Origin of the sequence: Lentzea sp. HUAS TT2 (assembly GCF_051853195.1) — a bacterium.
Classification (GTDB): Bacteria; Actinomycetota; Actinomycetes; order Mycobacteriales; family Pseudonocardiaceae; genus Lentzea.
Map to the genome: position 1 here is coordinate 2,509,585 of NZ_CP196667.1, position 20,566 is coordinate 2,530,150.

General features: G+C 68.3%; 22 protein-coding genes. 4 read left to right on the plus strand and 18 right to left on the minus strand.

The genetic code is table 11. The features are described 5' to 3' along the window. Entirely contained in the window at nt 1–597 is a 597-nt protein-coding gene (locus ACSHWB_RS12470) for an HAD family hydrolase (RefSeq protein ID WP_439662194.1), read from the plus strand. Here the strand turns inward: ACSHWB_RS12470 and ACSHWB_RS12475 are convergent. From ACSHWB_RS12475 to ACSHWB_RS12515, 9 genes are all read right to left on the minus strand, one after another. After that, nucleotides 541–1,266, minus strand: coding sequence for a potassium channel family protein (locus ACSHWB_RS12475; RefSeq protein WP_439662195.1), 726 nt, complete (start codon nt 1,264–1,266; stop codon nt 541–543). The genes ACSHWB_RS12470 and ACSHWB_RS12475 overlap by 57 nt on opposite strands. Nucleotides 1,267–1,304: 38 nt before the next feature. Beyond that, on the minus strand, nt 1,305–1,454 hold the full coding sequence (locus tag ACSHWB_RS12480; RefSeq protein ID WP_166049133.1) for a hypothetical protein: 150 nt from the start codon (nt 1,452–1,454) through the stop codon (nt 1,305–1,307). 91 nt (nt 1,455–1,545) lie between these two features. After that, complete coding sequence (locus ACSHWB_RS12485) at nt 1,546–2,676, minus strand: pyridoxal phosphate-dependent aminotransferase (RefSeq protein ID WP_439662196.1); 1,131 nt, start codon at nt 2,674–2,676, stop codon at nt 1,546–1,548. A 283-nt stretch (nt 2,677–2,959) separates the two neighbouring features. Continuing rightward, nucleotides 2,960–4,117, minus strand: coding sequence for a transglycosylase SLT domain-containing protein (locus ACSHWB_RS12490; protein ID WP_439662197.1), 1,158 nt, complete (start codon nt 4,115–4,117; stop codon nt 2,960–2,962). 10 nt (nt 4,118–4,127) lie between these two features. Beyond that, the gene (locus ACSHWB_RS12495; protein ID WP_439662198.1) at nt 4,128–4,433 is read right to left on the minus strand and encodes a hypothetical protein; all 306 of its coding nucleotides are present in this window, start codon (nt 4,431–4,433) and stop codon (nt 4,128–4,130) included. A 133-nt stretch (nt 4,434–4,566) separates the two neighbouring features. Continuing rightward, nucleotides 4,567–5,304 (minus strand): ESX secretion-associated protein EspG, encoded by a 738-nt coding sequence (locus ACSHWB_RS12500; RefSeq protein ID WP_439662199.1) that lies wholly within the window; start codon nt 5,302–5,304, stop codon nt 4,567–4,569. Nucleotides 5,305–5,327: 23 nt separating this feature from the next. Further along, nucleotides 5,328–6,620, minus strand: coding sequence for a hypothetical protein (locus ACSHWB_RS12505; RefSeq protein ID WP_439662200.1), 1,293 nt, complete (start codon nt 6,618–6,620; stop codon nt 5,328–5,330). A gap of 14 nt (nt 6,621–6,634) precedes the next feature. Beyond that, nucleotides 6,635–7,225 carry a DUF3558 domain-containing protein gene (locus tag ACSHWB_RS12510; protein WP_439662201.1) on the minus strand — a complete coding sequence of 197 codons (591 nt, stop codon included), beginning with the start codon at nt 7,223–7,225 and terminating at the stop codon, nt 6,635–6,637. Then, entirely contained in the window at nt 7,225–7,620 is a 396-nt protein-coding gene (locus tag ACSHWB_RS12515) for a hypothetical protein (protein WP_439662202.1), read from the minus strand. Before ACSHWB_RS12515 ends, ACSHWB_RS12510 begins: the two co-directional genes overlap by 1 nt. A gap of 276 nt (nt 7,621–7,896) precedes the next feature. Here ACSHWB_RS12515 and ACSHWB_RS12520 point away from each other — a divergent pair, with 276 nt between their 5' ends. Beyond that, complete coding sequence (locus ACSHWB_RS12520; protein ID WP_439662203.1) at nt 7,897–8,745, plus strand: AraC family transcriptional regulator; 849 nt, start codon at nt 7,897–7,899, stop codon at nt 8,743–8,745. Here the strand turns inward: ACSHWB_RS12520 and ACSHWB_RS12525 are convergent. The 5 genes from ACSHWB_RS12525 to ACSHWB_RS12545 form a co-directional block, all read right to left on the minus strand. Then, a complete protein-coding gene (locus tag ACSHWB_RS12525) occupies nt 8,735–9,643 on the minus strand; it encodes an ADP-ribosylglycohydrolase family protein (RefSeq protein ID WP_439662204.1) in 909 nt (302 codons plus the stop codon). The two genes, ACSHWB_RS12520 and ACSHWB_RS12525, sit on opposite strands and share 11 nt — an antisense overlap. Further along, the gene (gene purD, locus ACSHWB_RS12530; RefSeq protein ID WP_439662205.1) at nt 9,640–10,896 is read right to left on the minus strand and encodes a phosphoribosylamine--glycine ligase; all 1,257 of its coding nucleotides are present in this window, start codon (nt 10,894–10,896) and stop codon (nt 9,640–9,642) included. Before purD ends, ACSHWB_RS12525 begins: the two co-directional genes overlap by 4 nt. Nucleotides 10,897–10,912: 16 nt before the next feature. Next, nucleotides 10,913–11,890 (minus strand): TAXI family TRAP transporter solute-binding subunit, encoded by a 978-nt coding sequence (locus ACSHWB_RS12535; protein ID WP_439664580.1) that lies wholly within the window; start codon nt 11,888–11,890, stop codon nt 10,913–10,915. After that, nucleotides 11,880–13,769, minus strand: coding sequence for a TRAP transporter permease (locus tag ACSHWB_RS12540; protein ID WP_439664581.1), 1,890 nt, complete (start codon nt 13,767–13,769; stop codon nt 11,880–11,882). The genes ACSHWB_RS12535 and ACSHWB_RS12540 overlap by 11 nt, the downstream gene beginning before the upstream one ends. A 124-nt stretch (nt 13,770–13,893) precedes the next feature. Further along, complete coding sequence (locus ACSHWB_RS12545; RefSeq protein ID WP_439662206.1) at nt 13,894–14,154, minus strand: UBP-type zinc finger domain-containing protein; 261 nt, start codon at nt 14,152–14,154, stop codon at nt 13,894–13,896. Between the two features lie 20 nt (nt 14,155–14,174). On the opposite strand from ACSHWB_RS12545, the gene ACSHWB_RS12550 reads away from it, so the two are divergent. Together ACSHWB_RS12550 and ACSHWB_RS12555 are read left to right on the plus strand one after the other, a co-directional pair. Then, nucleotides 14,175–15,731: a Na+/H+ antiporter gene (locus ACSHWB_RS12550; protein ID WP_439662207.1), complete on the plus strand. Its 1,557-nt coding sequence runs from the start codon at nt 14,175–14,177 to the stop codon at nt 15,729–15,731. Between the two features lie 66 nt (nt 15,732–15,797). Further along, nucleotides 15,798–16,880, plus strand: a complete 1,083-nt coding sequence (locus ACSHWB_RS12555) for a glycerophosphodiester phosphodiesterase (protein ID WP_439662208.1) — start codon at nt 15,798–15,800, stop codon at nt 16,878–16,880. Here ACSHWB_RS12555 and ACSHWB_RS12560 read toward each other — a convergent pair. The 4 genes from ACSHWB_RS12560 to ACSHWB_RS12575 are packed head-to-tail and all read right to left on the minus strand — an operon-like array spanning nt 16,877 to nt 20,517. Next, the gene (locus tag ACSHWB_RS12560; RefSeq protein WP_439662209.1) at nt 16,877–18,055 is read right to left on the minus strand and encodes an LLM class flavin-dependent oxidoreductase; all 1,179 of its coding nucleotides are present in this window, start codon (nt 18,053–18,055) and stop codon (nt 16,877–16,879) included. The two genes, ACSHWB_RS12555 and ACSHWB_RS12560, sit on opposite strands and share 4 nt — an antisense overlap. After that, nucleotides 18,052–19,026 (minus strand): ABC transporter substrate-binding protein, encoded by a 975-nt coding sequence (locus ACSHWB_RS12565; RefSeq protein ID WP_439662210.1) that lies wholly within the window; start codon nt 19,024–19,026, stop codon nt 18,052–18,054. The genes ACSHWB_RS12560 and ACSHWB_RS12565 overlap by 4 nt, the downstream gene beginning before the upstream one ends. Then, on the minus strand, nt 19,010–19,723 hold the full coding sequence (locus ACSHWB_RS12570) for an ABC transporter ATP-binding protein (protein WP_439662211.1): 714 nt from the start codon (nt 19,721–19,723) through the stop codon (nt 19,010–19,012). Before ACSHWB_RS12570 ends, ACSHWB_RS12565 begins: the two co-directional genes overlap by 17 nt. Further along, on the minus strand, nt 19,708–20,517 hold the full coding sequence (locus tag ACSHWB_RS12575; RefSeq protein WP_439662212.1) for an ABC transporter permease: 810 nt from the start codon (nt 20,515–20,517) through the stop codon (nt 19,708–19,710). The genes ACSHWB_RS12570 and ACSHWB_RS12575 overlap by 16 nt, the downstream gene beginning before the upstream one ends. Nucleotides 20,518–20,566: the final 49 nt, after the last annotated feature.

Genomic DNA, 20,566 nt, shown 5'->3' on the forward strand with positions numbered 1-20,566 from the left:
ATGCGCTGGATCGTGTTCGACTTCGGCGAGGTGATCAGCCAGCGGAACCCGGCCAGGCCCGCGATGGCGGCGAAGCTCGGCGTGACGCTGGAAACCTTCGAGGTGGCGTACTGGGACCGCGACGCCTACGACCGCGGCGGCTCGGACGCCGACTACTGGGCGCGGATCGGTTCTGCTCTGGGGCTGACCCTCGACGACGCCCTCGTCCGCGAGCTGACCGCCATGGACAACGCGGGCTGGCTCGACGACCCGGTGGTGGAGACGGTCGCGCTGATCGAGGACCTGTCCGCGCTGGGACTGCCGCTGGCGTTGCTGTCGAACGCGCCGTCGACGTTCGGGCGGCTGGCCGAGAAGGTCCCGTGGGCCAAGCACTTCCGGCACCTGATCTTCTCCGGCGACCTCGGCTGCGCGAAGCCGGACGCGGCGATCTGGAAGCACGCGTCGGACGTGATCGGCTCGTCGGACGTGATCTTCCTGGACGACCGCCTGTCCAATGTGGAGGGTGCGCTGGTGGCGGGCTGGGACGCGCGACTGTGGACGTCAGCCGCTGCGGCGCGCGCCGAGCTCCGCACGGAGTTCGGCGATCTCGGCCCGTAGGTTCCGCAGCTCCTGCGCGGTCTCGAGCTCCGCTTCCTCGACGCCGCGCAGTTTCTCCACCAGCCAGCTGGCGATCGTGCCGGTGATGACACCGAGCAACGCGATGCCACCGACCATGAGCAACCCGGCGACGAGCCTGCCCTCACCCGTGACGGGATAGCGGTCGCCGTACCCGACCGTCGACATGGTGGTCAGCGTCCACCACAACGCGTCTCCGAACGTGGTGATGCTGGCGTTTTCCGCGTGCCTTTCCGCATCCAGCACGGCAAGGCTCGCGCAAAACGCCACGATTGCCGTCACACCCGCCACGTAAATGCTGACACGTTGCCTGATCTTGTGCTGGAACTTCTTGTTCAGCAACGTGATGACCGTGATGAGCCTGAGCACCCTGAGCTGACGCACCATCGGCAGAACAACCGCGGCAAGATCGAACAGGTGCGTTTTCAGGAATTTCCACTTGTTCTGCGCCAAGGTCAGCCGCATGCCGAACTCGACCGCGAACAAGAGCCAGACCAGCCACAACGCGATCTCCAGAGGCACGTGCATCGCCCCGTGATCGTCAAGAACCTGCCACGCGTAGGCGGCGAGGAACAGCACGGCGAGCGCCGTCAACGGCCACTCGACCTTTCGCTCCCACCGCTCGAGGCGGGCCTCGTTGGCTAACAACACCGCCTCATGGTGAGTGGTGCGTTGGCATTAATCCAGAGTCACCGCTTGGATTTGATCGCACCGTAAGCCGCGGTGCCTGCGAGGAGTAGTCCTCCAATCACAGCGAGCCAGAACAGGCCTTTCACGACGGCCCCGACGACGGCCAGCACGATCCAGATCGCCACCAGCCACCCGATGATCGCCCACATAGGACTCCCCTTCCTCCTCTCCGTGAACGTCCGGCGGGCCGGATTTGTTGCGGCTCGGCGTTCGGCGTTCGGCGTCGGGTTGCTCGCCCGATCAGAGCCAGGCCTTCAACCGCCGGAGCGCTTCCTCGACGTCCTGGGTCGCACCCGCGAACGACATCCGCACGAAGTGGTGCCCGTCCACGGGGTCGAAGTCGATGCCGGGCACGATCGCGACCCCGGTGTCGCCGAGCAGCTTCCTGCAGAACCCCATCGAGTCGTCCGTGAGGTGCCGGACGTCCGCGTACACGTAGAACGCCCCGTCAGCCGGCGCCAGCTTGCCGATCCCGAGGTCCGTCAGCCCTTCGAGCAACAGGTCCCGATTCACCTTGTACCGCTTGAGGTGCCCGGCCGTCTCCGCGTACGAGTCCTCGTGGAACGCCTCCACCGCCGCGTACTGCGCCAACGCCGGCGGACACAGCGTGAAGTTCCCAGTCAGGCAATCCACCGCCCGGCGAAGCCGCTCCGGCAACAACATCCACCCGAGCCGCCACCCGGTCATCGCGAACGCCTTGGAGAACGAGTTGACGACGATCGCGTCCCGCGACGTCTCCCAGGCACACCGCAGGGGCTCGCCGTAGCTGATCCCGTGGTAGATCTCGTCGCTGATCAGCTGAACCCCGTTGCCCGCACACCACCGCGCGATCGGCTCGACGTCGGCGACGGTCCCGGTCGGATTCGCGGGGCTGGCCACGATCACGCCCTTGAGCCCGGGATCGAGCATCTCGACCGTGGGCTGGAACCGCGTCTCCGGCCCGCAAGGCAACTCGACGACCTCACACCCCAACGCCTTGAGGATGTTGCGGTAGGCCGGATACCCCGGCCGAGCCAGCGCGACCCGATCGCCCGCGTCGAAGGCCGCCAGGAACGCCAGCGTGAACGCCCCCGACGAACCCGTGGTCACCACCACGTCGTCGGCCGTCACGTCGAGGTCGTACTGCCGCTTGTAATGCCCGGCGATGGCCTGCCGCAGCTCAGGAATCCCCAGCTGCTCGGTGTACCCGAGCGCGTGGTGGTCCAACGCGCGCGCCGCGGCCGCTCGCACCGGGCGCGGCGCGGGGCTCGACGGCTGACCGGCCGCCAGGGAGATCACGTCGCCGTGCGTCCGTTGCCTCTGCGCGGCGGCGGACAGCACGTCCATGACGTGGAAGGGCGGGACGTCGGCGCGGGCAGCCACGGTCAGCATGTCGTCAGGCTAACTGCCCACGACCTCGCCACACCTCTGTCCGTTCGCACCTCACCTCGGCTCGTCACCTCGAGGCTCTCACCACCTCACCTCTCGACATCCCGGGGCGCAGCAGCCTTCGTCGCATCCCCCGCGCTTCCGCAATATGCGGGCGCAGATAACAGTGTTTCAGGACATCCATTACCCGTGTGGGTGTGGATAACTGAAACCCGGCACATTTCCGTCACGACATACCTGACGAAGAAGTGCCGGGTTCAGGACAAAGCTCACCCGATCGTGCGCATTAATACCCTTGGTAGCCGCCGCCCTGGGACATCGCCTTCAAACCGGGGTGTCCTTCGAAGCCGCCGTAGCGCGAGAACGTGTAGCGGACGCCCGCGATGATGTTGTCGACGGGATTCCAGATGTCGTCGTGGCCCGGCAGCTTGTGCGCGTTGAACGTCGAGTCGATGCACTGCATGAGGCCCTTGGAGGGCGTTCCCGCCTGGGCGTTGGAATCCCAGAGGTTGATGGCGTGCGGGTTGCCGCTCGACTCCTTCTCGATGATCTTCCAGATCTCGTCGATGTTCTCTTCGGTGACCGGGATCCCGTTGGCCTGCAGGATCTTGATGGCCTCGCGGATCCACTCCTGGACGTTGCCGGGAGGCGGGCTGCCCGAGGGCGGGCCGCCGCTGGAGCCGAGGCCGCCCATGCCGCCGCCCTCACCTCCGCCGCCACCGCCGCCACCGGACGCGCCGCCACCACCTCCACCGCCGCCGCCTCCGTGGTGGGGCGCAGGCGCGGGCGCGGGCTTCGGGTCCGTTGTGGACGACGTCTTGGTCGAGTCGTCGGGCGGTGCGGTCGGGGCCCACTCGACGGGCTTGCCGGGGGCCGGCGTGAAGGACTGGGTGTTCGGGTCCTCGAGCGACGAGAACTTCGGGCTCAGCGCGCCTGGGCGGCCCTTCAGGGTGCCGGCGGCGGCGTTGACCGCGCTTTCTGCTTGGGAGACAACCGGTTTGGCGTCGCTGGCGGCTTCGGCGCAGAAGCCGCGGATGACGCTGTCCACGTCCTCCTGCGGCTGGCCGTGGAGCTGCTGGCGTGCCTGGCGGGCGCGGCTCAGCAGGTTCTCGCAGATGCTGTTCATCGACGTTTTCGCGGATTCCAACGCGTTCGCGGCCGCCTCCAGGTCGGTCGCGGCGCCGTTGAGCGCGTCGGCCATCGAGGTGCCGCACTTCGTCACGTTGGCCATGTAGGCGACGAAACCGTCGGCCGACTTGCCCTCCCAGGCGCCGTCGAGCTGTGTGACGGACCGCTGCAGGACGTTCGTCTGGTCGCCGCACTTGCCCGCCGCCTGCTTCCAGCGGCTCGCGATGTCGCGCACGGCCTGGGGTTGTGCGGTCTCGATCTTGTCCGCGAGCGCGGCCACGTCCGCGCCGCCGGGCAACGCCGCGACTTCGTCCATCGCGCTCACGTCACACCGCCTTCAAGGAGTTCTTGTTGGTTTCCTCGACGTCCGCGACGTTGGTCTGGACCGCGTCGAGCGCGCTCTCGACCTTGCGCAGCACCTTCTCGGCCGCCTCGAACTCCTGCGCGCCTGCCTGGTCCATTGCGGACACCGCGCCGGAGATCGCACCGGAAGAGCCGAGTTTCCCGAAAATGTCCGGATTGCCGTACTGGCCGGAAAAGCCGTCACCGATAGCGCCGAATTGTCCGGCCTGACTGCTCACGGTCGTTCGGCACTGTTCCATGGCTTCCTGGTTCAACTTCGTCGCAGCCATGCGCGCCTACCCCCTCAACGTCTACTCGCCGACTTTAGAACGAATTGCGCCGGGCGGTGAGCCGATTCGCTCTTTCGAGACGACGATGCCCGCCCGTCAGTTCGACGGGCGGGCATCAACGAAGGTTCCGCGATCAGACTTCTTGCAAGAGCTCCCAGATCGAGCCGGCGAGCCGGTGGTTGTCGACCGGCGTGATCGTGCACCAGTTGCGCCCGTCGCTGCTCGGCTTGAGCTGACGGAGATAACGCCCGTTGTGCGTGTCGTGGAAGGAGACGACCCGCCCGGCGCGCCGCCCGTTGCGCTGCACACCGAACTGCCCGCGCGTGGACATACCGTCGAGCATCCCGGCGAGCTCCTGCGCGTCACCGAGCCGCATTCCCTGCCGCTCCAGCATGGTGATCATCCGCTGGGCGTCGAGCCCGACGTTCTTCGCGGCCGCCACCAGCTCGTCGTAGGGCATGCTGATCGACCGCCCGAACCCGGCGGGCATCTCCCCGGCGACCGACACCGCGGCCTCGGCGAGCGCCGTGCCCCGAGCCTCGATCAGCCACATCTCGTCACGGTCCTGCACCGCCAGGATCGCCTCGTCCCCGATGGACGCGGCGAGCCCGCTGATCTGCCGATCCGCCCAGATCCACAGGTCGATGGCCACCTGGTGGTTCGCCAGCAGCGCGAACCCGTCAGCGAGCTCGGGCACGACGCGCCCGTTGCGAGCCAACCCACGAGCCTCCAACGACTCCCAGGCCCGCTTCACCACCTCGGACTTCTCGGTGTGGGTGATGGACGGGATCCGCGTGTCCAGCGCGACGTGCGCGGCCGGGAGGCGTTGCGCCTCCCAGACCACGGCGAACTCCACTGTGGACAGAACCACAGAACCTGGTGAGCTCAAGGGATCTACTTGTCCTTCGGGTCTTCGCCGATGACGGACTGCACCACCATGCGGTCGTCACCGAACATCTCGTCGGAGTCGACGCCGTACTTGCGCACGTGCTCGCCGTCCTCCTCGCCCTCACCCTTGGCAGCACTGGCCGCAGGAGACATGAGCGACCCGGCACCCTTACCGCCGACGCCACCCTTGCCCGCAGCGGCACCAGCGCGGTTCGCCTCGGGCCCAACGCCAGTGGCGCCGCCGGGCGTCATCGCACCGCCGGGCCCCTTACCCGCAGCCCCGGTACCGCCGGCACCAGCGCCACCGGCACCGCCACCACCGGACTTGCCGCCACCGATCGTGCTGGGCGCCCCCTTCGGGCCGGCGGGCGCGATGGGCGTCTTGGGAGCCTGGCTCGGACCGCGTCCACCACCGACGACCTGGGCGCCACGTGCGCTGGCCGTGCCGCCGGCGAGACCTGCGGCTGCTGCGGTCGCGGCTGCCAGGCCGATCGGCGGGGCGCCGAAGGGCTTGGGCAGGCCGGGGCCGGCTGCGAGCGGGTTCTGGGTGCCGCCACCGGGGAGGATGCCCGTGGTGTTGCCGGGAGTACCCGGCGTCGGGGTGACCGGGACGCCGGAGAAGCCGGGGCTGCCCGGGCTGCCGGGCGAGCCGGTGTAGCCGGGGCCGCCGGCGATGCCGGGAGGGCCACCCGCGGGCGTGCCGACCGGGGGGCCGACGGGCGTGGCGACGGCGCCACTGGTCACCACGATGTCCGGTGCCTGGCTCGGTGCGCGGAACCCGTCGAGCGAGCCCTGGCTGCCCGCGACGTAGCCGTTGAGGCTGTCGATGGCCTGCTGGCGAGCCGCGTTGGTCGCCGCGACCTCCTTGGCGTGGTCCGTCTCGATGCCGAAGAAGCCTCCGACCTTGTCCCCGAAGTTCTTCTCGGTGTCCCCGCGCAGGTCCTGGGAGGGAGGCGTGCTGTAGCGAGCCTGGCTCGTGCTTTCGCCCTGCTGCACCATGGCCTGCGAACTCTGGGTCGAGGCCTGGCTGCTCTCGTCGATCCCGGCGGCGACGACGTCCGTCTTCGCCTGGCCCTTCTCGCCTGCCGCGCCGCCCCAGTCGATCTTCAGCTCCTGCAGCTGAGCCTGGATGGTCTTGTCGACGTTGCTCAGCGTGTCGGCCAGCGAGCGCAGGGCCGCGGAAGCCTCGCTGAACCGAGAAGCCATGGTGCTACCCGAGAGCTTCTGGACCTCGGTCGCGAGATCCGTGTTGGACCAGCCGTCAAAGTTCCAGTCCGTGAGCTGCCGATAACCCGACATGACTCCCCCTCACTTCACTTCGATGTCTTCAGGGTCGCGAGCGCAAAACCGGCGGCTTTCTCAGCCTTTCCGCACAGGGCGGCTTGATCCTTTTCCGCGGTCGTGGTCGGGATGTAGCTGACCATCAGCTGCTGACCGTCAGCGACGTCGATCGCCACGGAACAGTCGAAACCGGTTCCGCCCTTGAGGGTGATCTCGACGGCACCGAAACCGGCGACGTCGATCACCTTGCCGTCGGTGTTTCCCGCGCCTTCGATCCAGTAGGAAGCGCCTTTGTGCGTCACCGCGCCGACCGTGTAGCCGAATCCGCCGTCGCCCGTGAAACGACAGCCGGACGACTGCTCACCCTCCACCAGGTCCATTTGTCTGGGGGTGGCGGCTTTGATCCCGATCTGCGCCATCTGGTCAGCCGTGAGCAGCTTGCAGGGGTCGGCGGAGTCGACCTTCAGGCTGGACGGGCGCGCTGGAAGGCCACTCGACGGATTGTTGCCGGACGAACCGGTCGTCTGCTCGGGAGAGGGAGTCCCCTTCTCGCCGCCAGGTGTGCAGGCTGAGATCGCAACCGCGCAGAAGGCCAGTGTCGCAAGCACGGAGAAACGCATCATCACACTTTCGGCCTGAACGACGAGGAGATCTCTTCTTCACTGAATCCGTACTGCTGAGCGGACACCTTCAGCTGATCGGAAAGGCTTTTCAGAGCCTCGATGTACGCCGAGATGCGATTCGCGTAGGAATCCTCGTTGAACACGAGCCGGTCGTTCCAGGCCTCGACGACGTCCGTCGTGACCTTGTCGCCGCCCACGGCCCGGATTCGCAGCAACTCCACTTTGTCCAGGTACTGGTCTTCCAGCATCCTCATCTGGTCGTGGACGACCCTGCCTGCCCTCAGGACGGTGTCCTTCTCGACGTGGAACTTCTGCGTCCCGCCGCCCCCGAAGTTCTCCGCGACCCTGTCCATGACCGACGAGGCGGCCTTGAAGGCGCTGACCGCACCGGCCAACGCGCCACCAGCCAGTCCCGCAGCGGCACCGAGAACGGCATCCGCCCCCGCGTTCTCCTGTGTCACGACGTCCTACCCCCGTACGGTCGGTAACGGTTCGGTCCCGCCTTGCAGGCTACCAACGCCTGAGTAAGACGTACCTGTGGTTGGACGAAGACAACCCTTCGTCGGTTCCACATCACGCTCAGTGTCGTCCGGCCCGTGACGTGCGCAAGGCGATCGGATAGGGCACAGCTAGTCGGGTGAGAACGCGACGCGCCCCATAGCGTTGTCGACGTGCTGGAACGACTCAACGAGGCCATGGCCCGCATCGAGGACGACCTCGAAGGCGAGGTCGACGTCAAGGTGCTCGCCCGGATCGCGGGCACCAGTGAGTACCACCTGCGCCGGATGTTCAGTGCGCTGGCGGGGATTCCGCTGAGCGAGTACATCCGCCGCAGGAGGCTCACGAAGGCGGCGAGCGAGGTCCTCAGTGGACAGAGTTCGCTGCTCGACGTTGCCGTCAAATGGGGTTACGGGTCCAACGAGGCCTTTGCGCGTGCTTTCAGGGCGATGCACAAGGTCGGTCCCCAGGAGGCGCGCCAGAGCCGGAAGGCGTTGCAGTCGCAGCAGATTCTCACGTTCAGACTTGTTGTCGAGGGGAGTACGAGCATGGAGTACCGGATCGTCGAGAAGGACGCGTTTCGGGTTGTCGGGCGGGGGACGCGGGTGCCGTTGGTGCACCTGGGGATGAACCCCGCGATCGTCGAGTTCGTGAAGGGCATCGGGATGCCGGCGCTCGACCGGATGAAGGCGCTCAGCAACGGGGAGCCGGAGGGGATGCTGGCGCTCACCTTCAACCAGGAAGGGGTCGAGGAGGGCGCCATGCTCGACTACTTCCAGGGGGTGGTGACCAGCGAGGACGCGCCTGAGGACATGGAGACGCTGCAGGTGCCGGAGAACACGTGGGCGGTGTTCACGGCTACTGGGCCGTATCCCGAGACCATTCAGTACATGTGGCGGGACGTGTACACGCAGTGGTTCCCGTCCAACAGCTACGAGAGCGTTGAGGGGCCGTCGATGTTGCGCACGCAGATCGATGGTGACCAGGCCACGGCCGAGTTGTGGATTCCCGTCACCAGCTGAGGGACAGGCGTTCGATCACGTCTCGCAGTTCCAGCACGGCCAGCCATTCCGAGGGGATCACGGTGACGCCGTCGCGCGCGCCGAGGATGTTGCCGCAGATCGAACCCGTCGAGTCGCTGTCGCCCGTGTGATTCACCGCGATTCGCACCGCGTCGGCGAAGTCCTTGCCGACCAGGGCGGCGTGCAGGCCGATGGCCAGGGCTTCTTCGCCCACCCAGCCGCCGCCCAGTTCCGACTCGATCTCCTCCGGGGTCAACGGGCCCAGGCCCATCACCTTGTCCAGCAACGAGGTCTGTTCCTCGTGGCCGTCCCAGCGGATCAGTTCGGCTCGTGCCACGGCTACGGCCGACGGCAGGTCCGAGCCCGCCAGCAACGCTTGGACGATCACCGCCAGGGCGCCTGCGGACAGGTAGCCGCTCGGGTGGTGGTGCGTCATGCGGGCGGTGTCCGCGGCCAGGGTGAAGACCTCGCGGACGTCGGACGACCAGACGGCGACCGGGGCGGCGCGCATGACGCCGCCGCAGCCCTTCGAGTTGTTCTTCTCGTTGTGCTTCAACGCGGTTATGCACGTGTGGCCCGGCGCCCGCCGTGAGTGCAGGCGCTGGTCCGCCATCAGCCAGCCGTCCGAGGCGACCAGAGGGCCGCCCTGCGTGTGCAGCCAGCGCGCGTAGGCGGCCCGCACGGTCAGTCGCGGGTCCACGCCGTGCTGGCGGGCGAGCAGGAGGCCCTCCAGCGTGAAGAGCACCATCTGGGTGTCGTCGGTGATCTCCAGCACGGGGAGGTCGACGACACCCGCGGGGCCGTACTGGCGGCGGATCGTGTCGATCGACGAGAACTCGATCGGCGCGCCGAGGCCGTCGCCGACGGCACCGCCCAGCACGCACCCCAGGAGGCTCACGGCAGCGTGATCTTGCCGTCGATGGCCTTCGACGCGATGTCCGAACGGTGGTGCGAGCCGGTGAGGTGGATGTCCGCGATGCGCTTGTAGGCGCGGTCGCGGGCCTTCGACAACGACTTGCCGGTGCCGACGACGGACAACACTCGGCCGCCGGCGGAGACCACGGCACCGTCCTCACGGCGGCGCGTGCCCGCGTGCAGGACGCCCTCGGCCTCGGAGCCGGTGATCACGTCGCCGGTGCGCGGGCGGTTCGGGTAGCCCTCGGCCGCCAGCACGACGGTCACGGCGTACCCGTTCTCCCACTCCAGCGCAGGCAGGGACGCCAGCGAGCCGTCGGCCGCCGCCAGGAACAACGAGGAGATCGGCGACTTCAGCAGGGCGAGCACGGACTGCGTCTCCGGGTCGCCGAAGCGGCAGTTGAACTCGATCACCTGCACGCCGTTCGACGTCAGCGCCAGGCCCGCGTACAGCAGGCCGACGAACGGCGTCTCCCGCGCACGCAGCTCGTCGACGACGGGCTGGACGCAGCGCGACACGATCTCGGACACCAGGCCCTCCGGCGCCCACGGCAGCGGCGCGTAGGCACCCATGCCGCCGGTGTTCGGGCCCGCGTCGCCGTCGCCGACGCGCTTGAAGTCCTGCGCCGGGATCAGCGGCACCACGGTCTCGCCGTCGGTGACGCAGAACAGCGACACCTCCGGACCGTCCAGGAACGACTCCAGCAGCACCGGGTGGCCGCCGTCGAGCAACGTCATGGCGTGCGCACGGGCGAGAGCGAGGTCACTGGTCACCACGACGCCCTTGCCGGCCGCCAGGCCGTCGTCCTTCACGACCCACGTCGGGCCGAACCGGGACAGGGCGGCGTCCAGACGGGCCGGGTTGTCCACGACCTCGCTGTGCGCGGTCGGCACCCCCGCGGCGTTCATGACGTCCTTGGCGAACGCCTTGGACCCCTCGATGCAGGCAGCGGCCTTCGACGGACCGAAGCAGGGGATGCCGAGCGCACGGACAGCGTCCGCGGCCCCGACCACCAGCGGTTGTTCGGGGCCGATGACGACGAGGTCGGCCTTCCACTCCTTCGCGAGGCCTGCGACGGCCGAGGCGTCTGCGACGTCGACGCCGTAGATCTCGGCGTGCCCGGCTATGCCGGCGTTGCCAGGCGCGCACGCCAAAGCAGTCAGCTGCGGGTCGCGCGACAACGCGAGGACAAGGGCATGCTCACGGGCTCCAGACCCGATGACCAGGACGCGCACGAGGGCCCAGCGTAGTTCAGCCGAGTGCCTGCTTCGCCCCAGGGTGCAGCGGGACCGGTTCGGACGCGGAGGCCTTGTCCTTCGAGATGTCCTTCACGGCCGGGTGGACCTTCTCCAGGTCAGCCTTCTTGTCGAAGATCAGCTTGGTGACGGCGCAGGCGTTGTTGGCCGCGAAGTCCTCGCGGACGAGCAGCAGGTTCGGCACCACGATCGTGGGAACCTCGGCCACGCCGTAGGTCGCCGCGGGGATCGGCGCCGTGTCGTACACCGGGCTGATCTTCTTCATCTCCGGCAGGAGCGGGGTGATGTCGACGAACTTCACCTTGTCCTTGAGCGACGTGGTGATGTCCGTGATCTGCGGCGTCGGCAGCCCGCCCGACCAGATCAGGCCGTCGATGCTGCCGTCCTTCATGCCGTCCGCGGTCTTGGTGAGGTCGAGCCGCTGCGCCTGCACGTCGGAGTCGATGTTGAGACCGGCCGACTTCAGCAGGCGCCCGGCGATCACCTCGGTGCCGGACTTCGGCGACCCCGTCGAGATCCGCTTGCCCTTCATGTCCGCGATCGAGTTGATCCCGGAGTCCGCCCGGACGAGGACCTGCGTGTAGTTCGGGTAGATCCGCGTCAGCGCCGCGATCTTCTCCTTCTTGCCGTTGAACGCGCCGGTGCCGTTGACGGCGTCCGCGGCGGTGTCGGCCAGCGAGAACGCGATGTCGTACGTGCCCGCGACGAGCTGCTGGATGTTCTGCACCGACGCACCGGTCTCGGCGGACGACGCCTTCAGCTTCGAGTTGTCGGAGATCAGCTTCGCCAGACCGCCGCCGACCACGAAGTACACGCCACCGGAGTTGCCGGTCGCGATCGTGATCCGCCCGTCCGACGCCTCGCAGGACGCGCCGCCGCCCGAGGCGTCGGGCGTGGTGGGTGTGCGCTTGCCGCCACACCCGGAAACCACGAGCGCCAAAGCGATCGCACCGATCGCGTACTTACGCAGCATCACGAACCCTCCCACGGGTCACCAGGTGTACCGCCACGGCCACCACGAGGAACCCTGCCCCGATGGCGATCGTCAGCGGCTGCAGATAGAGCAGGAACAACGCGGCCGGCACGCACAGCAGACGTTCCGGCCAGCGCGCGGGACCGAACAACCAGCCGCCCGTCAGCACGGCGAGAGCGGCCACCCCCAGCGCGGACGCACCGAACGCCCACACCGAGTCCAGCAGGGGTCCGCGCAGCAAAAGGGAGGCACCGGCGTCGGTCAGCACGAACGCCAGCGGCACCAGGAACGCGGGCAGCGTGTACTTCCACGTCTGCCACATCGTCTTCATCACGTCACCGCCGGTCAGCGCGGCGGCGGCGACGGCGGCAAGGGCGGTCGGCGGCGTCACCTCGGACAACACCGCGTAGTAGAAGATGAACATCGCCGTCTCGGCCGGCTCGACGCCCAGCGTGATCAACGCAGGCCCGATGACGACCCACGAGATGATGAACGACGCCGTCACCGGCACGGCCAGCCCGAGCACCGACACCGCCACGGCCGCGAGCACCGCCGTCAGCATCAGCACCACGACGGGCTCCGAGGTCAACGCCGAAGCCAGGTCCACCAACGACCCCGCAAACGCTTGCCCCAGCCCGGTCTTGGTGATCGTCGAGGTCACCACGCCGGCCGCCGCGCACACCGCGATCACCGGGAACGCCGAGCGCACCCCGACCGACAGCGCGTCGGCGATCAGCCGGAACCACTCACGCCGGTGGTTGATCAACGCGAACAGCGCGGCCACACCCGTCGCGTACACGACGGCCTTGTAGACCGGGATGTCCAGCGCCAGGAACACGATGATGATGAAGAGCGACAGGAAGTGGTACCAGCCGAGCTTCAGCACGTCGAAGAACCGCGGCGCGTCCACGTCGACGGGCCGGGCGCCGAACCGCCGCGCGTCCGCCTCGACGGCCAGCGCGATGCCCAGGTAGTAGAGCAGCGTCGGGATGATCGCCCAGATCAGCACCTCCAGGTACGAGACCTGCAGGTACTCGGCGATGATGAACGCCGCCGCGCCCAGCGTGGGCGGCGACAGGATCGCGCCGATGCCGGACGCCGCGAGCAGCCCTCCCGCGTTCTCCTTGGGATATCCGGCCTTCTGCAGCATCGGCCACGTCACGGCGCCCAACGACACCGTGGTCGCCGTGCCGGATCCGGAAACCGTGCCCAGCAGGAAGCCCGCGGTCGCCGCCGTACGACCGGGCGCCGTCCGCGACTTGCGGAAAGCGGCGAAGCTGACGTCCACGAAGAACTTGCCGGCCCCCGAGGCGTTCAGCACGGCGCCGTAGATCGTGAACAGCACGATGTAGGTCGCGGCGACATCCAGCGGAATGCCGTAGAACCCGCTGGAGTCGTTGAAGAACCCGTTGATGATCTGCGGGAAGTCGATGCCGGAGTGCGATATCGACCACGACGCCGGCAGGAACCCGCCGTAGTAGGCGTAGGCGATGAACGCCAGGCACACCACCGGAAGCACCCACCCGGTCGTGCGCCGGCAGGCCTCCAGGATCAACACCAGCAGCACCGAGCCCGCGATCACGTCCAGGGTCGAGAGCTGGCCCTGCCGGTTCAGGAACTCGTCGTAGCCCCCGAACAGCGGATACGCGCCCACCACGAAGGCGAGCCCGGCCAGGACCCAGTCCCACCAGGGCGGCGTGTGCCCGCGGCCGTACGCCAGGAACACCAGCGGCAGCGTGACCGCCAGGAAGATGATCAGGTAGTACTGGCTTCCCTTGGCGAACGGGAAGAACACCTGCTTGAGCACCAGGAGGGCGATCAGCAGGCCGGCGATCCACAGCGCCCGCTCCCACCTGGGTGAGAGCGAACGCGACGGCATCTCCTCGTCGTGCTCCGCGACGATGCGGGCGAGGTCCGGGTTGGCCACGGACCGACCGTACTGTGGGCGCGATCACAGCATCAGTGCATCAATCCAAAGGGACTGCAAAGACTTCAGAGCGAGATCACACGATGGCACTGTCCACATAGCACCAGCGCCAGTCCTCGCCCGGTTCGAACGAGCGCATGACCGGATGCTGGGACGCGCCGAAGTGCGCGGTCGCGTGCCGGTGGGGGCTCGAGTCGCAGCACGCCACGTGCCCGCAGGACAGACACATCCGCAGATGAGCCCAGTTGCGCTCGCCCAGGGCGAGACAGTCCACGCAGCCCTCGCTGGACTCCGGTTCCACCGATTGAGGCAGCGCTTCCACGTGCGAACAGGTCATGGTTTGCATCATTACGCAGAATGAGCGGCATGTACGGGCCTGAGCTTCTGCTGCTGCTCCTCGGGGCGTTGATCGTCACGGCCATCGCACGCCGGTTGAACTGGTCGGCGCCGCTGGTCCTCGTGGCCGTCGGCCTGATCGTCTCGTTCATCCCCGGCGTGCCGGAGTTCGAGCTCGATCCGCACCTGATCCTGCTGGTGGTGCTGCCGCCACTGCTCTACAGCGCGGCACTGGACAGCTCCTACCTCAACATCCGCGCGAACCTGCGGCCGATCGGGCTCCTCGCGGTGGGACTCGTGCTCTTCACGACCTTCGTGGTGGGCGTGACGGCGAAGCTGGTCTTCCCGGACCTGCCGTTCGCCGCCGCGCTCGTGCTGGGCGCGGTCGTGGCCCCGCCGGACGCCGTGGCGGCCGTCGCGATCGGACGCAGGCTCGGGCTGCCGCGCCGGGCGATGACGCTGCTGGTCGGCGAGAGCCTGATCAACGACGCGACGGCGCTGACGGCGTTCAAGGTCGCGGTGGCGGCCGCGGCGGGGGCGGCCATGCACCCGATCGACGGCGTGTGGATGTTCGTGCAGGTGACGATCGGTGGCATCGCGATCGGCCTGGTCGTCGGCGTGGTCGTCCACTTCCTGCGCAAACGGCTCTGCGAGGGCGTGCTGGAGAGCGCACTCGGCCTGCTCGTGCCGTTCGGCGCCTACCTGCTCGCGGAAGAGGCTTTCCACGTCTCCGGGGTACTCGCGGTCGTCGTCGCCGGCCTCTACATCGGGCACAACGCCCCGCGCGGCAGTTACACGACGCGACTGCAGGACGGTGCCGTGTGGCGTTCGGTGGACGCGCTGATGGAGTCGTTCGTCTTCGCTCTCATCGGCCTGCAGGTCTCGTCGATCATCGCCGACGCCGACCTCAACGCCGGTCTGCTGCTCGGCGCCGCGGCGGTGCTGCTGGCCACGATCCTCGCCCGGTTCGTGTGGATGTACCCAGCCGCCTACCTGCCGGTCCTGCTGAGCAAGAAGATCAGGGAACGCGAGGGGATGCCGGACCTGGGCCAGGTGACGGTGATCTCGTGGGCGGGCATGCGGGGTGTGGTGACGCTGGCGGCCGCGGCGGCGATCCCGGCGGACGTTCCCGGCCGCGACGTCATCCTGTTCTGCGCGTTCGTCGTCACCGTCGCGACCCTGCTGCTGCAGGGCATGACGCTGCCGTGGCTGATCAGCAAGATCGGCTTCGAGGACGACGACGCCCGCAAGGACGCGCTGGCGGAGGCGCAGGTGCAGCACCGGGCGGCGCAGGCCGCGGTGACGAGGCTCGACCAGGAGACCGATGACGTCCCCGACCACGTCCGCGACCAGCTGCGATCGCTCGCCGAGCATCGGGGCAACGCCGCGTGGGAACGGCTCGGGCGGCAGGACGAGGAGAGCCCGGCGGCCGCGTACCGCAGGCTGCGCAGGGCGATGCTCAGCGCCGAACGTGACGAGTTCGTCAAGGCCAGGGACAAGGGCGAGATCGACGACGAGGTGCTGTTCCGGGTGCTGCGCGAACTCGACTTGGAGGAAGCCGCACTTTCCCGTGAGTAACCGTTCACCTGCATTTCGTGTTGCGATGCTTGGGTGCGCTCTCAACACCAAACGGGAGGTCGAACGATGTACCGGAGAGGTCTTGCCGCCGCGGTCCTCGTGTTCGCGGGTGCGGTGGTGGCGTCGCTGCCTTCCGCCTCGGCGCACGACGACAAGGGCCCGATCGTCATCGGGCACCGCGGCGCGTCGGCGTACCGGCCCGAGCACACGCTCGCGTCGTACGAGCTCGCGGCACGCATGGGCGCCGACTTCATCGAGCCCGACCTGGTGCCCACCAAGGACGGCAAGCTGGTCGCCCGGCACGAGAACGAGATCGGCGGCACCACCGACGTCAGCTCGTTGCCGCAGTTCGCCGACCGCAAGAAGACCAAGACGATCGACGGTGTCGCCGTCACCGGCTGGTTCACCGAGGACTTCACGCTCGCCGAGCTGAAGACGTTGCGCGCCAAGGAACGCATCCCGGCGATCCGCCCGCGCAACACCCTCTACGACGGCCGCTTCGAGATCCCGACGCTGCAGGAGGTCATCGACCTCTCGAAGCGCCTGTCCCGCGAGCTGCACCGAGAGATCGGCATCTACCCGGAGACCAAGCACCCGACGTACTTCAAGTCGATCGGTCTCGCGCTGGAGCCGAAGCTCGTCGAGACGCTGAACCGCAACGGTCTCAACCGGAGCAGCGCCAAGGTCTACGTGCAGTCGTTCGAGGTCGCGAACCTCAAGGAGCTCAACAAGTCGCTGCGCGTGCCGATCGTGCAGCTCGTCAACGGTTCCGGCGCGCCGTACGACTTCGTGGTGGCCGGGGACAAGCGCACGTACGCAGATCTGGTCACCCCGGCCGGTCTGCGCGAGGTCCGTTCCTACGCGGACGGTGTCGGCCTCACCAAGGACATCATCATCCCGCGTGACGCCAACGGTTTCCTCAAGGCTCCGACCACGGTCGTCAAGGACGCCCACCGGGTCGGGCTGATCGTGCACTCGTGGACGTTCCGCAACGAGAACTCGTTCCTGCCCGCGGACTTCCGCTCCTCGACCGACCCGGCCGCGTACGGCCGGGCCTTCGAGGAGTACGACCTGTTCTTCAAGCAGGGCATCGACGGCGTGTTCGCGGACAACCCCGACACGGCCGTGGAGGCCAAGGTCAAGCGCTAGTGCCGCGAGGCGCTCTGCTGAGCGTCGAAGGCGCGGTGAAGGTTGCCGGTCGTGGCACTGGCCAGTGCGAGCGTGCGGTCCCCGTCGAGCAACCCTCGTTGCTTGAGCAGGGGCCGCACGCCCTCGCCGAACCAGTAGGCCTCTTCCAGGTGCGGGTAGCCGGACAGCACGAACTCGTCGATCCCGATGGAGTGGTACTCCTCCACCAGATCCGCGACCTCGGAGTGCGACCCCACCAACGCCGTTCCCGCGCCACCACGCACGAGCCCGACGCCTGCCCACAGGTTCGGGTAGATCTCCAGGCCCCGCACGCCGCGGCTGAGGTCGCCGCCGTGCAGTGCCAGCATCCGTTGCTGGCCAACGGACTCCGACGCGCCCAGCTGTTCCTGCGCCTTCGCGACCACAGCCGGGTCCAGCGCGTCGAGCAGCTTCGCGGCCGCGGCCCACGCCTCCGCCGAGGTATCCCTGCTGATCGTGTGCAGCCGGATGCCGAACCGGATCGGGCGATCGGTGAGCGCCCGCACCCGTGCGATCTTCTCCGCCACGTCGGCGGGCGGCTCGCCCCAGGTCAGGTACACGTCGGCGCGGGCGGCAGCCACGGGTAGAGCAGCGTCGGACGAGCCCCCGAAGTAGATCGGCGGCACCGGGTCCGGCGCGGCCAGCACCGTGGCGTCCTGCACCTGGTAGTGCCTGCCCTGGAACGTGTACGGCTTGCCGGTCCAGATCCCGCGCACGACCTGGAGGAACTCGTCGGTGCGCTCGTAGCGCTGGTCCTTGTCGAGCCAGTCGCCGAACCGTTGCTGCTCGACGGAGTCGCCGCCGGTCACCACGTTGAGCAGCAACCGCCCGCGCGAGATCCGCTGGTACGTCGCGGCCATCTGCGCGGCCAGCGTCGGCGACAGCACGCCGGGCCGGAACGCCACGAGGAACTTCAGCGTCTTGGTCTGCGCGATCAACGCGGACGTGGTCAGCCACGCGTCCTCGCACCACGTGCCGGTCGGCGTGAGCACCCCGGTGAACCCGACCTGCTCCGCCGTGCGCGCGATCTGCGCCAGGTAGTCGATGTCCGGCTCCCGGCGTGCCCCGGCCGCGGGCGCGCGGTTGGCGTGGAAGTGCTCCACGACCGTGCGGCCGTCGCCGGAGGTCGGCAGGAACCAGTGCAGCGTGATGCTCATGCCAGATCTCCCTGGAACCTCGTGTCCACGAACTTCGCGAAGTCGACCTTGCCCGGCAGCGTCTTGTCCTCGGTGAACGCGTCCGCGAGCTCCTGCTCGGACTTGATCACCGTGTCGTCGAGCTTCACCACCTGGTCGCCGTTGCGCTGCACGGCCGCGAGCGCGACCTCGTACTTCAGGCCCGTCTCGGCCGCCCAGGCCTTCGCCCACTCCTCGCGGTGCGTGTCGGCCCACTTCTGCGCCTTGTAGTACCGGATCAGGTACTCCTTGAGCGCCGGGTTCTTCCCCTTGTCGTCCAACGCCTTCTTGCCGGCGACGTTGAAGCCGTAGCCGTTCGACCTGCCCTCACCGGTGGTGAGCACGCGGGCCTTGGCCTCCTGCTGCGCCTGCGCGGTGTAGGGGTCCCAGACCGCCCACGCGTCGACCTTGCCCTGCGTGAACGCGCCGTACGCGTCGGCGGGCTGCAGGAAGTTCAGCGTGACGTCCTTGGTCGTGAGACCGGCCGCGCGCAACGTCAGCAGGACCTGGCCGTGGGCCGAACTCCCCTTGGCCACGGCGATGTTCTTGCCCTTCAGCTCGCTGACCGACTTCAGCGGCGAGTTCTCCGGCACGAGGATCGCGTCCGCCTCGACCTGGCCCTTCGACACCCCGACGGCGGCGATCTTGGCGCTCGCGGCGGCGGCGAAGATCGGCGGTGTGTTGCCGACCGCGCCGACGTCGATCGCGCCCGCCGAGGCCGCCTCGAGCAGGGGCGGGCCGGAGGTGAACGTCGACCACTCGATCTTGTAGGGGAAGTCGTTCAGCAGACCGGCCGCGGTCAGCACCGACTTGGCGCCGCCCTTCTGGTCACCGACCTTCAGCACGACGTCGCCGGCCGGGGCGTCCGGGGACTGCGCGGCCGTCGAGCACCCGGTGGTGAAGAGGATCGCGGCGAGAAGAGCGAGCAACTTCCTGTCAGGCAGCTTCTTCAACGTCCACTCCCAGGTCAGCGAGCACGCGGGTGCGCTGCTCCACAACGGATGCCCGGCGGCGCGGGCGGGGCAGGTCGACGTGGTGCGTGGCGACGATCCGGCCCTCGTCGAGCACGAGGATCCGGTCGGCCAGCAGCAACGCCTCGTCGACGTCGTGCGTCACGAGCAGCACGGCGGGCTTGTGCCTGAGCCACAGGTCTTCCACCAGGTGGTGCATGGCGAGCCTGGTCAGCGCGTCCAGCGCGCCGAACGGTTCGTCCAGCAGCAGCACGTCCGGCTCGCGCACCAACGCCCGCGCGAGCGAGACCCGTTGCGCCTCACCGCCGGACAACGTCAGCGGCCACGCGTCGGCGTGGTCGGTCAGCCGCACTTCTTCCAGCGCCTTCAACGCGACCGCACGGCCGTCCGGCTTGTGCAGGCCCAGCGAGATGTTGCGCCAGACCTTGCGCCACGGCAGCAGACGCGGCTGCTGGAACGCGATCGACACCGTGCCGGGCACTTCCGCCTCGCCCTCGACCTCGCGGTCGAGGCCGGCGAGGATCCGCAGCAACGTCGACTTGCCGCAGCCACTGCGTCCCAGCAATGCGACGAACTCGCCGGGCCGGACCTCCAGGTCGATGCCGTCCAGGACAGTTCGCGGGCCGAAAGCCTTGCGCAGACCTCGAACACTCACGGCCGACTTCACCGGGCTCGCCATCGCAGGATCCTCCTCTCCAGCAACCGCACCAGGGCGTCCGTCGTCAGGCCGAGCAGCGCGTAGACCACGAGGCCGACGACCACGACGTCGGTGCGGAGGAACTCACGGGCGTTGTTGATCAGGAAGCCGAGGCCCGCGTCGGCGTTGACCTGCTCGGCGACGATCAGCGACAACCAGGCGGTGCCGAACGCGATCCGCAGTCCCACCAGGGTTTGCGGCACGGCGGACGGCAGCACGACGTGCACCACCCGTTCGATCCGGCTGTAGCCGAGCACCCGAGCGGCCTCGACGAGACCGGGGTCGGTCTGCCGGATGCCCGCGTGCAGGTTGAGGTAGAGCGGGAACGCCACCCCGGCCGCGACCAGCGCGAGCTTCGGCTCCTCGCCGATGCCGAACCAGAGGATGAACAGCGGGATCAGGCCGAGGTGCGGCAGCGTCCGCAACATCTGCACCGGCGGGTCGAGCAATGTCTCGCCCCAGCGGGAAAGGCCGGAGGCGAGACCCAGGACAACGCCGAGAAAACCGCCTATCAGGAATCCGAAGAAAACGCGCCCGATCGACACGGCGAACGCCTCGCCCAATTGGCCGTCCGCGATCAGCTCACCGGCGGAGTGGGCGACAGTGATGGGGGAAGCGAGTTTGTCGGGCGACAGCACACCCGTTGAGCTGGCCAGTTGCCACAGCAGGACCAGCGCCACCGGGCTGATCCAACGCAGCGGCAGCTTGAACTTCCGCGCCTGCGAAGGCGTCGCGGTTTTCGGCCGCGCGGCCACTCCTGCTATGGACAAGGTCATGGGCGGAAGTACAGGCGAGCCCGCGGATCGAGTCAACGGCGCCCAAATC

What these genes read in the sequence shown, in the direction of transcription:
- ACSHWB_RS12545 (WP_439662206.1), bottom strand. Translation starts at nt 14,154, where the DNA reads ATGACCTGTTCGCACGTGGAAGCGCTGCCTCAATCGGTGGAACCGGAG.
- ACSHWB_RS12495 (WP_439662198.1), bottom strand. Translation starts at nt 4,433, where the DNA reads ATGGCTGCGACGAAGTTGAACCAGGAAGCCATGGAACAGTGCCGAACG.
- ACSHWB_RS12485 (WP_439662196.1), bottom strand. Translation starts at nt 2,676, where the DNA reads ATGCTGACCGTGGCTGCCCGCGCCGACGTCCCGCCCTTCCACGTCATG.
- ACSHWB_RS12570 (WP_439662211.1), bottom strand. Translation starts at nt 19,723, where the DNA reads ATGGCGAGCCCGGTGAAGTCGGCCGTGAGTGTTCGAGGTCTGCGCAAG.
- ACSHWB_RS12510 (WP_439662201.1), bottom strand. Translation starts at nt 7,225, where the DNA reads ATGATGCGTTTCTCCGTGCTTGCGACACTGGCCTTCTGCGCGGTTGCG.
- ACSHWB_RS12550 (WP_439662207.1), top strand. Translation starts at nt 14,175, where the DNA reads ATGAGCGGCATGTACGGGCCTGAGCTTCTGCTGCTGCTCCTCGGGGCG.
- ACSHWB_RS12555 (WP_439662208.1), top strand. Translation starts at nt 15,798, where the DNA reads ATGTACCGGAGAGGTCTTGCCGCCGCGGTCCTCGTGTTCGCGGGTGCG.
- ACSHWB_RS12575 (WP_439662212.1), bottom strand. Translation starts at nt 20,517, where the DNA reads ATGACCTTGTCCATAGCAGGAGTGGCCGCGCGGCCGAAAACCGCGACG.
- ACSHWB_RS12560 (WP_439662209.1), bottom strand. Translation starts at nt 18,055, where the DNA reads ATGAGCATCACGCTGCACTGGTTCCTGCCGACCTCCGGCGACGGCCGC.
- ACSHWB_RS12480 (WP_166049133.1), bottom strand. Translation starts at nt 1,454, where the DNA reads ATGTGGGCGATCATCGGGTGGCTGGTGGCGATCTGGATCGTGCTGGCC.
- ACSHWB_RS12470 (WP_439662194.1), top strand. Translation starts at nt 1, where the DNA reads ATGCGCTGGATCGTGTTCGACTTCGGCGAGGTGATCAGCCAGCGGAAC.
- ACSHWB_RS12505 (WP_439662200.1), bottom strand. Translation starts at nt 6,620, where the DNA reads ATGTCGGGTTATCGGCAGCTCACGGACTGGAACTTTGACGGCTGGTCC.
- ACSHWB_RS12490 (WP_439662197.1), bottom strand. Translation starts at nt 4,117, where the DNA reads ATGGACGAAGTCGCGGCGTTGCCCGGCGGCGCGGACGTGGCCGCGCTC.
- ACSHWB_RS12540 (WP_439664581.1), bottom strand. Translation starts at nt 13,769, where the DNA reads ATGCCGTCGCGTTCGCTCTCACCCAGGTGGGAGCGGGCGCTGTGGATC.
- ACSHWB_RS12535 (WP_439664580.1), bottom strand. Translation starts at nt 11,890, where the DNA reads ATGCTGCGTAAGTACGCGATCGGTGCGATCGCTTTGGCGCTCGTGGTT.